At 74.0% G+C, this 12,654-nt stretch carries 15 protein-coding genes; 11 read left to right on the top strand and 4 right to left on the bottom strand.

Going from position 1 to position 12,654, the window contains the following annotated elements:
• Window positions 1–144 precede the first annotated feature (144 nt).
• On the bottom strand, window positions 145–987 hold the full coding sequence (locus tag UO65_RS18030) for a DNA-formamidopyrimidine glycosylase family protein (RefSeq protein ID WP_052021310.1): 843 nt from the start codon (window positions 985–987) through the stop codon (window positions 145–147).
• 21 nt (window positions 988–1,008) lie between these two features.
• Window positions 1,009–1,890 (bottom strand): ParA family protein, encoded by an 882-nt coding sequence (locus UO65_RS18035; RefSeq protein WP_052021311.1) that lies wholly within the window; start codon window positions 1,888–1,890, stop codon window positions 1,009–1,011.
• A gap of 34 nt (window positions 1,891–1,924) precedes the next feature.
• Here UO65_RS18035 and UO65_RS18040 point away from each other — a divergent pair, with 34 nt between their 5' ends.
• From UO65_RS18040 to UO65_RS18060, 5 genes are all read left to right on the top strand, one after another.
• On the top strand, window positions 1,925–2,638 hold the full coding sequence (locus UO65_RS18040) for a class I SAM-dependent methyltransferase (protein WP_035284075.1): 714 nt from the start codon (window positions 1,925–1,927) through the stop codon (window positions 2,636–2,638).
• 30 nt (window positions 2,639–2,668) lie between these two features.
• A complete protein-coding gene (locus UO65_RS18045; RefSeq protein WP_035284078.1) occupies window positions 2,669–3,943 on the top strand; it encodes a DNA polymerase IV in 1,275 nt (424 codons plus the stop codon).
• A gap of 139 nt (window positions 3,944–4,082) precedes the next feature.
• Window positions 4,083–5,021, top strand: a complete 939-nt coding sequence (locus tag UO65_RS18050; protein WP_035284080.1) for a hypothetical protein — start codon at window positions 4,083–4,085, stop codon at window positions 5,019–5,021.
• Between the two features lie 185 nt (window positions 5,022–5,206).
• On the top strand, window positions 5,207–5,638 hold the full coding sequence (locus UO65_RS18055) for an ATP-binding protein (RefSeq protein WP_052021312.1): 432 nt from the start codon (window positions 5,207–5,209) through the stop codon (window positions 5,636–5,638).
• On the top strand, window positions 5,635–6,417 hold the full coding sequence (locus UO65_RS18060; RefSeq protein ID WP_052021313.1) for a SigB/SigF/SigG family RNA polymerase sigma factor: 783 nt from the start codon (window positions 5,635–5,637) through the stop codon (window positions 6,415–6,417). Before UO65_RS18055 ends, UO65_RS18060 begins: the two co-directional genes overlap by 4 nt.
• A gap of 54 nt (window positions 6,418–6,471) precedes the next feature.
• Here the strand turns inward: UO65_RS18060 and UO65_RS18065 are convergent, their stop codons facing one another.
• Window positions 6,472–6,768: a WhiB family transcriptional regulator gene (locus tag UO65_RS18065; RefSeq protein ID WP_035284082.1), complete on the bottom strand. Its 297-nt coding sequence runs from the start codon at window positions 6,766–6,768 to the stop codon at window positions 6,472–6,474.
• A gap of 187 nt (window positions 6,769–6,955) precedes the next feature.
• On the opposite strand from UO65_RS18065, the gene UO65_RS37455 reads away from it, so the two are divergent.
• The 5 genes from UO65_RS37455 to UO65_RS18090 all read left to right on the top strand — a co-directional run bounded on the left by UO65_RS37455 (window position 6,956) and on the right by UO65_RS18090 (window position 10,736).
• Window positions 6,956–7,267: an STAS domain-containing protein gene (locus UO65_RS37455; RefSeq protein ID WP_035284084.1), complete on the top strand. Its 312-nt coding sequence runs from the start codon at window positions 6,956–6,958 to the stop codon at window positions 7,265–7,267.
• A gap of 66 nt (window positions 7,268–7,333) precedes the next feature.
• Window positions 7,334–7,963, top strand: coding sequence for an ATP-binding protein (locus UO65_RS18075; protein WP_233427720.1), 630 nt, complete (start codon window positions 7,334–7,336; stop codon window positions 7,961–7,963).
• A gap of 43 nt (window positions 7,964–8,006) precedes the next feature.
• Window positions 8,007–9,347 carry a PP2C family protein-serine/threonine phosphatase gene (locus UO65_RS18080; protein ID WP_084175797.1) on the top strand — a complete coding sequence of 447 codons (1,341 nt, stop codon included), beginning with the start codon at window positions 8,007–8,009 and terminating at the stop codon, window positions 9,345–9,347.
• Window positions 9,348–9,351: 4 nt separating this feature from the next.
• Window positions 9,352–10,410 carry a cobalamin B12-binding domain-containing protein gene (locus UO65_RS18085; RefSeq protein ID WP_035284086.1) on the top strand — a complete coding sequence of 353 codons (1,059 nt, stop codon included), beginning with the start codon at window positions 9,352–9,354 and terminating at the stop codon, window positions 10,408–10,410.
• Window positions 10,407–10,736: an STAS domain-containing protein gene (locus UO65_RS18090; RefSeq protein ID WP_035284088.1), complete on the top strand. Its 330-nt coding sequence runs from the start codon at window positions 10,407–10,409 to the stop codon at window positions 10,734–10,736. Before UO65_RS18085 ends, UO65_RS18090 begins: the two co-directional genes overlap by 4 nt.
• A 48-nt stretch (window positions 10,737–10,784) precedes the next feature.
• Here UO65_RS18090 and UO65_RS18095 read toward each other — a convergent pair whose 3' ends face one another.
• The gene (locus UO65_RS18095; protein WP_052021314.1) at window positions 10,785–11,942 is read right to left on the bottom strand and encodes a PP2C family protein-serine/threonine phosphatase; all 1,158 of its coding nucleotides are present in this window, start codon (window positions 11,940–11,942) and stop codon (window positions 10,785–10,787) included.
• 56 nt (window positions 11,943–11,998) lie between these two features.
• Between UO65_RS18095 and UO65_RS18100 the strand changes: the two genes are divergently transcribed.
• Window positions 11,999–12,472, top strand: a complete 474-nt coding sequence (locus UO65_RS18100) for a MarR family winged helix-turn-helix transcriptional regulator (RefSeq protein WP_035284090.1) — start codon at window positions 11,999–12,001, stop codon at window positions 12,470–12,472.
• The last annotated feature ends 182 nt before the right edge of the window (window positions 12,473–12,654 follow it).

Genomic DNA, 12,654 nt, shown 5'->3' on the forward strand with positions numbered 1-12,654 from the left:
GGCCCCGGCCAAACACATCCACCCACCCGGGCACACCCACAAACCCCCGGCGCTTTGCAGGACACAGGCACGGCCGAGCGCATCCACCCACCCGTGCATCCTCACCAAACCCCAAGCCGCACAACGGAACCCCGAAACACAGCCTCAGAGGTACCTGACCGCGGCACGCGCCCGAGTGCCCGGAGCAGCAGCTCCACGAGGCCCCGGCTGGCACACCGGGCAGAAGTAGGCCACCCGTTCCCGCACGTCAGCCCCCTGCACCCCGGCCACCACCGCCCCGCCGCAGCGCAGGCACGGCGTCCGCCGCCTCCCGTAGACCCACAGCTCCCGCCCCCGCCGCGTGTCGCCCGTGGTGCACCGGTCGACCCGCATCTTGTTGCGCTCCAGCAGGTCCCGGGCCAGCTCCACCGTCTCCTCGGCCGACACCGCGGACACCGGCGACCACGGCGAGACCCGCAGGATGTGGCAGATCTCCGCCTTGTACACGTTCCCGACCCCGGCCATCACCCGCTGGTCCAGCAGGGCCAACCCCAGTTCCCGAGCCGGGTCCGCGGTCAGCCGCGACTGCGCCTCGGCGGCCAGTTCGGGACCCCACGCCGGGTCGAGCAGGTCCGGCCCGAGGTGCGCGACGAGCCGGTCCTCCTCCGCCGTGGGCACCAGTGCCATCTCGTGCAGGTTGAACCCGACGACCTGGTGCTCGGCGTTGACCAGGTGGGCGCGGACCTGGTGGGCGGGCCTGCGCCAGCGCCCCCGCGGCGCGTAGACGTCCCAGGCGCCGTCCATGCCCAGGTGGCTGCGCAGGCTCAGGTCCCGGTCGAACCGGAGGAACAGGTGCTTGCCGACCGTGCGCGTGCCCACCACGACCCGGCCCGCCAGGTCCACCGTGGACAGGCGGGGGTGGCGCAGCTCGCCCTTGGTCAGGACCCGGTCGAGCAGGGCGGTGCGCAGGCGCGCGGCGGTGCGGTAGACCGTGTCTCCCTCGGGCATCCCCCCAGGGTGCCACCGCGCTCAGTCGGCCGCCCGCTGCGCGGGGTCGGTGGGGTCGGGGTCGGTGGAGTCGGTGTCGTCGTCGTCCGGCCAGGCGATGGCCTGGTGGCGGCCGCGGCCACCGGTCCGCAGGACCCGGGCCAGCAGCAGGTTGAACGCCAGCGACACCTCCCGCGCCCCGGGGGTGTGCCACTGGTGGATCGGCATGCACGCGCCCTGCGCCTGCTGCACCGCCAGCCGGTCGGGCAGCGCCACCGGCATGACCAGCGAGCCGAAGCTCTCCCGCAGCTCGGCGATGCGGAACTGGTGCTCGTAGGAGTGCGTGCGCACCTTGTTGACCACCACGCCCAGCGGCACCAGGTTCGGGTTCTGCTCGCGCCGGGTGTGCTCGACCGCCTCGAACGCCCGCTGCGCCCCGGACACCGCGTACAGCGTGGGCTCGGTCACCAGCAGCGCGCCCTGCGCGGCCACCAGCGCCGACCGGGTCAACCGGCCCAGCGACGGCGGGCAGTCCATCAGCACCATCTGGTACGGCAGCTCGTCCTCGGCCAGCAGCGAGCCCAGTTCGGCCAGCGCCCGGCCCAGCTTTTCCAGCCTGCGCTGCCCCGGGTCCGGGTCGTTGAGCGATTCCAGTTCCTCGGAGCCGACCATCACGTCGACCTCGTCGCTCCACCCGCTCGGGGCGATCGCGGCGCGCAGCACCGAGGGGCGGGGGGTCTCCAGCACGTCGGCCAGGGTGGCCTCGGTGTCCGCCGGGTCCAGGGTGGCGGTCGCGTTGCACTGCGGGTCCAGGTCGACGACCAGCGTGCGGGCGCCCCGGCGCAGCGCGGCCGAGGCCAGGCCGAGCACCACCGTGGTCTTCCCGACGCCACCCTTGAGGCTGAGCACTGCGACCGTTTGCACGTCCTAGACCTTAGAGTCTCTAGAGTCCCTGTCCATGCGACCGGATGCTGTTCGCCGAGTGCTCGACGCCGAGCTGACCGCCGCCCGCGACCGCCGGGGGGCGGCACCGCACGTGCTCGACGTGGGCGCGGGCAGCGGGGTCCTGGCGGTGTCCCTCGCCGCCGACGGGTGCGCGGTGACCGTGGTGGAACCCAGCCCGAACGCGCTGGCCACCCTGCACCGCCGCGCCGTCGAGGCGGGCGTGGCCGACCGGATCACCGCCGTGCAGTCCGACAGCGACGCCCTCGCCGACGTCGCCACCCCCGGCGGCGTCGACCTGGTCCTCGCGCACGGCCTGCTGGAGGTCGTCGACGACCCCGGGACGACCCTCGCCGCCCTCGCGGGCGCGGTCGCCCCCGGCGGCGCCCTGTCGGTCGTGGTGGCCAACCGGTTCGCCGCCGTCCTGCACCGCGCGGTCGCGGGCAGGCTCGTCGACGCCCGCAGGCTGCTCGACGACCCCGCGGGCACCCTGCGCGCGCCGGGGGAGACCCTGCTGCGCCGCTTCGACACCGACGGCCTCACCGCCCTGCTCACCGACGCGGACCTGGTGGTCGAGGTGCTGCAGGGCCAGGGCGTGGTGTCGGACCTGGTCGGCGGGTCGGTGCTGGAGGCCAACCCGGACGCCCTGGCCGAACTGGAGGCCGCCGCCGCCCGCGTCCCCCCGCTGCGCGACATCGCCACCCGGCTGCACGCCCTGGCCCGCCGCTGATCGTCGGACCCCTGTGGTTTGCTCAGGGGCGTGGGGCGCAGCGCTGACCTGCCCAGGGGGCTGGTCGAGAGGTACCGGGCCGGACCGGGCGGGTGGCCGGAGGACACCGGCTGCCCGATGCTGCACGTCGACATGGACGCCTTCTACGCCTCGGTCGAGATCCGCGAGCGCCCGGAACTGCGCGACCGCCCGGTGGTCGTCGGCGGCGTCGGGGTGCGCGGGGTGGTGTCCTCGGCCAACTACATCGCCCGCCGACACGGCGTCCGCTCGGCCATGCCCACGGTGCAGGCCCGCAGGCTGTGCCCCAGGGCGGTGTTCCTGCCCCCCACGTTCGCCCTGTACCAGCAGGTCTCCGCGGGCGTCCTCGCCATCTTCCGCGAGATCACCCCCCTGGTCGAGCCGCTGAGCCTGGACGAGGCCTTCCTGGACGTGTCGGGTTCCCTGCGCAGGCTGCGCACCACCCCGGCGGGCGTCGGCGCCGAGATCCGCCGCCGGGTCCACGCCGAGCACGGCATCGTCTGCTCGGTCGGTGTCGGGCCCACCAAGTTCGTCGCCAAGCTCGCCTCCGGCCTGGCCAAGCCGGACGGCATGCTGGTCGTCCCGAAGACCGAGGTCACCGCCTTCCTGCACCCCCTCCCCGTCTCCGCGCTGTGGGGCGTGGGCAAGAAGACCGCGGAGCGCCTGTTCGACGTCGGCCTGGAAACGGTCGCCGACGTCGCCGCGGCCCCCCTGCCCCGGCTCCGGCGGATGATCGGGGTCGCCATGGCCGAACACCTGCACGCCCTGGCCCAGGGCCACGACGACCGCCCGGTGGTCCCGCGCAGCGCGGAGAAGTCGGTGGGCGCCGAGGAGACCTTCGACACCGACCACCACGACCGCGCCCTGCTCCGCCGCGAACTGCTGCGCCTCGCCGAGCGCACGGCCACCACCCTGCGCTCCCGGGGCCTGCGCGGGCGCACGGTGGCGATCAAGGTCCGCTACGCCGACTTCACCACCATCTCCCGCTCCCGCACCCTCCCGGTCGCCACCGACGTCACCCAGGAGATCTACCGCACGGCGGCCCAACTCCTCGACGAGCAGACCCCGCCCGGCGCGGTGCGGCTGATCGGTGTCCGCGTGGAGCAACTGGGAGCGGGGGAGTCGGAGCAACTGGCGCTCGACGCACCGGAACAGGGCTGGCGCGAGGCCGACCAGGCCGCGGACAAGGCCCGCTCCAAGTTCGGCGACCTCGCCATCCGCCCGGCGGCGCTGCTGGGCAAGGGGCCGGACCGGGCGGGCACCACGAAACCCGGCCCGGACCGCTGACCCGACCGGTGGAACCGGCGCGGCCCGGTGGCCGAGGCTTCCCCGGCCGACGATCACGATTTGGCGTGCGGGCCACCCCCGCTTCACACACGTGCGGTAGTCACATGATCACACCCCACACACGGGAGGTCCCTGCCGCATGTCCCGCCTGACCGTGCTCGCCTGCGCCTTGGCCGCGGCGAGTGTCACCCTGCTCCCCACCCCCGCCGCCGCCGCGCCGTCCGACCTCGCGCTGGCGACCCGGTGGGCGCCGATCCACTACCAGGACACCGATTCCAGCGACTACGACGCCGACTACCTCTCCCGCGTGGACTACGACGGGGACTGGAACGCGGTCAACAACTGGGAGAACCAGTCCGCCGACGTCAACCGGCTCAAGGGCGCCGTCTACTACAGCGTCGTCGAGACGGGGACGCACTGGTTCCTGACCTACGCGCTCTACCACCCGCGCGACTGGGAGGACTTCCCCGACCCGTTCGAGCAGTTCACGCACGAGAACGACATGGAGGGGCTGCTGCTGACCGTGCGCAAGGACGGGTCGACCTACGGCGCCTTCGAAGGCATGGTCACCGTCGCGCACAGCGACTTCTACTCCTACACGCCCGCGGGCAGTCCCTTCACCAGTGGTGGGGAGAGCGTCGACGGGCAGGTCGTCATGCAGACCTACGGCGGTGTGGCGCACCCCACGACCTTCCAGGAGGCCAAGGGGCACGGGCTCTACGCCAAGAACGCCCAGCACGCCCCCGACGGCGACGGCGTCGTCTACTACCCGAGCGGCACCGCCGAGGTCCCGTCGTCGGGCACCGACAGTTCGGTGGGTTACCAGTTGGTGAACATGCTGGACGCCGGTGGGCTCTGGGCGCGGCGCGCGAACACCGAGACCTACGCGGCCCCGGGCACGTTCCGGGGTGACAACGGCAAGGACAACGCCGCGAACACCTCGTGGGGTTGGGACGACGGCAACGACGGGTCGGTGCCCCGGGGTTCCGTCGCCACCGACCCCGCGCTGCTGGTCGGGACCTACTTCGGCGGCCTCGGGGACTTCTCCCGGACCTACTCGCGAAATTCTTTCCGCTAGACCGGTTTAACTCTGATCAAGTCGGGGTACCAGCTCACGGGTCCTGCCCCCGTGAGCCCGTTGCCGTGGGGCGGGGTGGTGATGGCGCCGGTGACGGCGCGAATCCCACCCCGCTCCACCACCGTTCTGCGGAGGTCGCGCAGGGGGTACGGTCCCGGGACAGCTTGGGACGGCAGGAGGTACGTGTGTCTGAGGTCGGAACCAGCCCGGTCGTCCGCGCCCACGGGGTGCGGGCCGTCGAGGTGAAGGTCTTCGCCGACGCCGAACAGGTGCCGCTGCTGCGGTCCTTCGCCGCCGACATCGCCATGCGGTTGGACTTCGACCTCGACGCCATCGAGGACCTGCGGATGGCCGTGGACGAAGCCTGCTCGCTGCTGGTGCGCGCGGCGGTGCCCGGTTCGGCGTTGGCGTGCGGGTTCGAGCCGGGGGAGCAGGTGATCACCGTCCGCGTCGGCGTCGACGCCACGGGGCCGACCCCGCCGTCGGCCGACGCGATGGGGTGGCAGATCCTGACGACCCTGGCCCAGGGGGTGACCGAACGGGTCGAGCCCGCGGGCGGCGGCCACCGCGTCACGATCGAGCTGACGTCGGGGCCCGCCGGAATCGATTCGCCGTGAGCACCCGCGAGGACGCCGCGCGCGACAAGGAGGCGCGCGACGCCGCCGACATCGCGCGGTTCCGCAGACTGGCCGAACTGGACCCGGCCGACCCGGCCCGCGCCGCGCTGCGCGGTGAACTGGTCGCCGACCACGTCGACCTGGCCCGCAACCTCGCCCGCAAGTTCGACCGGCGCGGTGACCAGCTCGAAGACCTCGTGCAGGTGGCCACCATCGGCCTGATCAAGGCGGTCGACCGGTTCGAGGCGGAACGGGGCAACTTCTACGCCTTCGCCATCCCCACGATCATGGGTGAGCTGCGCAGGCACTTCCGCGACACCGGCTGGGCGGTGCGGGTCCCGCGCCAGCTCAAGGAGTTGCACGTCACCGTCGCGGCCGGGCGCAACGAGTTGAGCCAGCGGCTCGGGCGCGCACCGAAGCCCAGCGAGCTGGCCGAACACCTCGGCCTCACCAAGGAGCAGGTCTACGAGGCCCTCGTGGCGAGCGCGGGCAAGCAGGGGACCTCGTTGGACGCGCGGCTGTCGGAACCCAGCGGCGACCGGTTCGGCTACGAGGACGAGCGGCTGGCGGAGGTGGACAACCGCCGTGCCCTCGGGCCGCTGCTGGCCGAGCTGCCCGAGCGGGAGCAGCGCATCATCGTGCTGCGCTTCTTCCGCGGGCTTAGCCAGGCCGACATCGCCCGCCGGGTGGGTGTGTCGCAGATGCAGGTGTCCCGGCTGCTGGCCAAGACGCTGGAGCGGCTGCGCGCCGCCCTCGGCGAGGACACCCTGGCAGGCTGACGCTCCCATGCCCAGAAGCGGACGGGAGGGGGCCGCGGCCCCCCGGCCACCCGGCTACGAGACGCGGACCTCGCGCCTGCGCTGGGCGATCAGCGTGCGCCGCTCGCCCTCGCCCATCGCACCCCAGATGCCGTACGGCTCCTGCACGGCCAGCGCGTGCTCGCGGCACTGCGCCAGCACGGGGCAGGCCCGGCAGATCTCCTTGGCGCGCTCCTCGCGGGCGTGCCTGGCCGGTCCGCGCTCGGCGTCCGGGTGGAAGAACACCATGCTGTCGGTGCCCCGGCAGGAGCCTGCGAGCTGCCAGGCCCACTCGTCGGAGACCGGCTTGGGCAGTCGGGTGATCTCGGCCATGGTGGTTCCCTCCTCAAGGTCCCGCTCCGCGCCGCGGGGGTGCGACCACGACTTACCCAGGAGTTCGCCGGGCGAAACGGTTCCTCCTGGGGCAAGATCCGCCCGCCCGCGCCCGGTGCGCGCCGGGGTGCGGCACTACTGTCACCCGGGTGTGGGCGTGTCCCCACCCGCCGAGGGAAGGAACAACGTGGACATCAAGAGCGAGGGCACCGACCCGGTCGTCGTGTCGGTGACCGGCGAGGTCGACCTGGCGACCGCACCGCAGCTGGAGGCCGAGCTGTCCGACGCGCTCGCCACCCCCGGCGCCACCGGCGTGCAGGTGGACCTGGCGGGCGTGGAGTTCATGGACTCGGCGGGCCTGCGGGTGCTGGTCGCTGCGCTGCGCACCGCCGAGGAGGGCGGGCGGACGCTGACGCTGTCCGCCCCGCACGACCGGGTCCGCCGCATCATCGAGATCACCGGGCTCTCCGAGGTCTTCGGCCTCGCGGGCACCGCCTGACCCGCCCCCGACCAGCCGGTCCGGCCCGGTGGTTCACCGGGCCGTGAACGGGGTACACCCCCGGTCGTGAGCGAGCAGGCAGTGCGGCGCGTGCCGGTGGTGCACAAGCGGGGGGCCGCCCGCGGTCACACCACCCCGTCCGGTGTGGGCCTGCGGTGGCGGGTTCCCGCGTTCGACGGACGGAGGGCGGTGGCAGGTGCGGTGAACGGGATGGCACCCGACAGCGGGAGGGTGCGGCGACTGGTCACCCGCCTCCCGGCGGTCGAGTCCTCGGTCGGCGAGTCCCGCGACTTCGTGTCCGCGGCGCTGGGCTCGTGGGCCGTGCCGCGCGGTGAAGCGGGCGACATCGTCCTCGCCGCGTCCGAACTGGTGACCAACGCCATCGAGCACGGCTGCGGCGAGGTCGACGTCGAGGTCGTCCTCGCCGCGGCCGTGGTCCGGCTGCGGGTCGGCGACCACTCCGCCGGGCTGCCGGTGCGCCAGGCACCCACCCTGCTCTCCGAGCGCAGCCGGGGCCTGGTGATCGTCGAGGCGCTCAGCACCGCGTGGGGTTACGAGGGGATCGCCGGGGCCGTGGGCACGGACGCGGGCAAGTGGGTGTGGGCCGACTTCGCCGTGACCGCCCCGCTCGTCGAAGTGGCCACCGTCGCCGCCGACCGGCGGTCGGCGACCCCCGTGCCGCTCGACAACCAGTAGGCTGGTCCCCATCTCCTGGCTTCGGAGAGGGAAGCGTGGCGCGATGATCCCCGGGACCACTGGTCCGGCGGCGGGCATCCCGGCCCCACCGCTCGACGGGCCCGGCGCGCGGACCCGGGGCGGTGACCACGGCCCCGGCTGGTCCGGGCAGCACGCCGAGTTGGCCGACGAGGTGACCACCGCCCTCGCCGGATCGCTGAACCTGCGCCGCACGGTGCTGCGGCTGGTGGACCTGCTCCGCCCGCGCTTCGCCGACTGGGTCCTGGTCGTCCTCGCCGACCACCGGCTCGGCAGGCTCTCCCTGCACGGCGGCACCGACCCGACCTCCACCGACTCCGTCGCGCGCAACCCCGCCGAGGACCTCGGGGTGGGCCGCGTGCTGCGCTCCGGGCAGGGCGAACTGCTGCACGTCGCCCCCGACTCGCCCACCACCGACGGCCTCGACAGCCTCATCCCGCACGACGCGCTGCGCGCCCAGGCCGTGGACCTGCGACCCGCCGACGTGCTCGGGGTGCCGCTGACCGCGCGCGGCAGCACCATCGGCGTGCTGGTCCTGCTGCGCGGCGGCGACCGCGGCTTCCCGGCCGAGGACATCGCCCTCGCCGAGCGGATCGCGGGTCGCGCCGCCACCGCGCTGGACTCCGCCCGCCTCTACGAGGACCGCAGCCGGGTCGCCTCGGTGTTGCAGGCCGGGCTGCGCCCGCCGTCGCTGCCGCGCATCCCCGGGATGCGCATCGCCGCCGGGTTCCGCGCCGCGGCCGACCACAGCGACATCAGCGGCGACTTCTACGACGTGCACGGCCACGGTGACGACTGGCTGCTCGCCCTGGGCGACGTCTGCGGCAAGGGCGTCGAGGCCGCCGTGCTCAACGGCCGCGCCCGGCAGAGCATCCGCACCGCCGTGCACTTCGACCGCTCACCCGCCGTCGTCCTCGGTGCGCTCAACAGCGCCCTGTACGACGACGGCGACGCCCGCTTCGTCACCGCGGTGTGCACCAGGGTGCGGCCAGGCGCCGACGGCGGGGCGGAGGTGACCGTGGCGGTCGCCGGGCACCCGCCGCCGATCGTGCTGCGCGCCGACGGCACCGTCGAGGAGCTGGCGGCGCGCGGGATCGTCGCGGGCGTGCGGCCCACGGCCACCTACACCGAGGTCAAGGACACCCTGGCCGCCGGGGACACGCTGCTGATGTTCACCGACGGCATCTACGAGGCCCGCGGCGCCCGCGGGTTCTACGGCATGGACCGGCTCACCCGGCTGCTCCCGGTCTACGCGGGCGCGGGCCCCGAGGCCGTGTGCGAGGCGGTCGAGCAGGACGTGGTGGAGTATCTCGCCGGTCGTCCGCACGACGACATGGCCCTGTTCGCGGTGTTCTGCGGGAGGTAGGGACTTGCCAGGCGGTTTCCCCGACACACCCGGCGCCCCGGACCCGGCGGCGCGGTTCGACGACGCCCTCGGCCGGGTCGACGCCGACGCCGCGGTCGAGGTGGTCGACGGCCTCCTCGACGCGGGCGCCGACCCGCTGGGGGTGCTGGTCGACGTGATCGCCGCGGGCCTGCGCCGGATCGGTGAACGCTGGCAGCGGGCCGAGTGGACGGTCGCCCAGGAGCACGCCGCGACCGCGGTCGCGGTCGTCGCCACCCGCGCGGTCGCCCGGCGCGCCGAGCGGGTCCCCGCCACCCGCGGCCAGGTCGTGGTGGCCTGCGCCGAACGCGAGTGGCACGCCCTGCCCGCCACGATCATCGCCTGCGCGTTGCGCACCGCGGGCTGGCGGACCACCCTGCTCGGGGCCGCCACCCCGGCCCGGCGGCTCAGCCAGTACCTGCACGACCTGGGCCCGGACGCCGTCGCGGTGAGCTGCTCGGTGCTCGGCTCGCTGCCCGCCACCCGCCACTTCATCGAGGCGGGCACCGCCGCGGGCATCCCGGTGCTCGTCGGCGGCGCCGCCTTCGGCCCGGACCCGGTCCGCGCCCTGGCCCTCGGTGCCACCGCCTGGGCCCCCGACGCCCGCGCCGCCGTGACCGCCGTGGCCGGACTGCCCGCGGTGGTGCCGACCGCGCCGCCGCTGCCGCAGGCGGTCGCCGCCGAGCAGGCCGCCCTCGCACTGGCCCACGACCGGCTCGCCGCGGACCTGCGGGTCCGCTGGTCGCCCACCGCCCGGGTGGTGGGCACCCCACCGCTCGACGGCGTCGACGGCGTGGTCGGCTCCGTGGTCGACCAGGCACTGCACGCCATCTCCGCCGTCCTGCTCACCGGCGACACCCGGGCGCTGTCGTGGACCGCGGACTGGGCCGAGGCCCTGCTCGCCGCCCGGGGTGCCGACCCGGCCCTGGTCACCGAGCTGGGTGACCTGCTGACCGCCGCCCTGCCCGAGTTCCCGCTCGCGCTCGACCTCGTCGAGCGCCACTGGGACCGCGGCCTCACCACGTCAGGACACCTGCCGACATGAACGACTTCAACCACACCGTCAGCACCGACCCCGGGCGGGTCGTGGTCACCGTCGAGGGCGAACTCGACATGCACACGTCGGTCGAGTTCAAGCAGGTCCTGATGGACCTGGTGGCTGACGACACCGACCTGCTGGTGGACCTGTCCGGGCTGACGTTCGTCGACTCCAGCGGGTTGAGCGCGTTCATCGCGGTGCACAAGTCGACGTTGAACCACGAGCGGGCGAGTCTGCTGCTGGCCAGGGTTCCGCCGTTCCTGAACCGAATCCTCGCCGTGACCGGGTTGGCCGCCGTGCTGCCGATCGCGGGGGCCCAGGCGAACAGCTAGCCGGGGTTGCGCGCCCGGGCCCGCCGGTGCGACGGCGAGCGCGGGAACTCAGGTCCGGGTGGCGGGGCCGTGCCAGTCGAGGCAGACCACCACGGCGTCGTCGTCCAGGTCCTCGTGGTCGCGGAAGACCGCCAGGTCGGAGAGGACTGCCCGGACGGCTTGGCCGGGCGGCAGGGCCCGGGTGGTGCGCACCGTCCTGGGGAGCGCCACGTCGGCGTAGCGGCGGTCGCCGCTCTGGGAGTCGAAGACCCCGTCGCTGACCACGAGGAGGCGGTCGCCGGGGCGGAGGGTTTCGTTCTGCACCCGGTAGTGGGTTTCCTCCAGGGAGCCGAGGGGGACCTGGGTCTCCAGGAGGATGCGGGTGCACTCGTCGTCGCGGACGCGCCAGACCTGGGGGGAGCCGCAGTCGACGATGCCCAGGGCACCGGTCTCCAGGTCCAGGGACAGCAGCAGCGCCGCGACGAAGTGGGTGCCCGCGTACTGGCCCCACACCGCCTGGTCGGCCAGGGCGGCCGCCTCGGCGATGCCGTGGCCGGAGCGGCGGGCGTTGCGCATGGCGGTGATGGCGATGGTGGTCAGCAGCGCCGCGTCCAGGCCCTCGCCCATCCCGTTGGTGAGGGTGAGCGTGAGCTTCCCGGGGTCCACGCTCCAGTCGAAGTTGTCGCCGCGCACCCCGTAGGCGGGCTCCAACTGGCCCGCCAGGGTGAACTCCGGGCAGGCCAGGCCGCGGCCGGGCAGCAGCTCCCACTGCATCTCCGCGGCCACCGTCATCCGCCGGTCGCGGCGCACCCTGGCGAGCTGGTCGGTGCCCAGGTCGGCCACCTGCAACGCGTCCGCCAGGGCGTCGGCCACCTCGCGCAGCTCCACCAGCCGCGCGTCGTCCGGCTCGGACAGCACGGTGCCGCTGAGCACGCCGTGGCAGTTGCCCCGGCACAGCAGCGGCAGGTGCACCGTCCAGTCGTTCTGCACCACGGCCTGCTGCTCGCGGAACGCCGCACCGGGCAGCGTGCCGGTGATCGGGACCGCCTCGGCGGCACCCACCAGCGGCACCAGGTTCGCCGCCGGGTAGTCGACCAGCCGGACCGTGGCGCCGAGCAGGGCGGCGTGCTCGGTCAGCAGCTCCGGCAGCCGCTCGGCGAACGAGTGCAGGGGCAGCGATCTCAGCGTGGTCTCGAACACGCGCAGGCTCTCGGCAGCGGTCGTCACGGGGTCCTCCGGTGGGCGTGGGGCCGACGGGGCCGCCGGTGTGCGAGAGTTGCAGTATGGCTGCGTCGTCGGGTTCCCAGCCGCCGGGTGCGGGCGCGGCGGACGAGGCCGAGGCCGCCGCCGCCGCCCTCGGGCTGGTGCTGGCCAAGGCCACCGCCGGGGTGTACCCCAAGGTGCCCGCGGTGCAACTGCGCGCGTTGCAGTTCATCGGCGACCACGAACCGATCAACCTGACCCGGCTCACCGAGGAACTGGGCACCATCGCGTCCTCGGCCAGCAGGCTGTGCGACCGGTTGCAGGCCGCTGGTCTGCTGGACCGGCGCTCCGCCACGACCGACCGCCGTGAGGTGGAGTTGGTGCTGACCGGTGACGGGGTGCGGTTGCTGGAGCGGTTGCGGGCGGCTCGGCGGGCCGGGCTCGCCGAGGTGCTGGAGCGGATGAGCCCGCAGGGACGGGCCGCGCTGCTGCGTGGTCTGCACGAGTTCAGCATCGCTGCTGAGCAGGTGGCGTTGCACGAGGACACCGCCTGAGCTTTCAAGCCCCGTTCTTTTTGTGGGTGGTGCCCGGCTGGGTGGATGCGCTCTGGTTTCGAGCCCGGTCGTTTGGTGGGTGGTGCTCGGCTGGGTGGATGTGCTCTGGTTTTAGAGCCCGGGTTTTCGGTGGGTGGTGCCCGGCTGGGTGGATGTGTTTGGCCGGGGCCCCTATGGCGATC

This window comes from Actinokineospora spheciospongiae (assembly GCF_000564855.1).
Classification (GTDB): domain Bacteria; phylum Actinomycetota; class Actinomycetes; order Mycobacteriales; family Pseudonocardiaceae; genus Actinokineospora; species Actinokineospora spheciospongiae.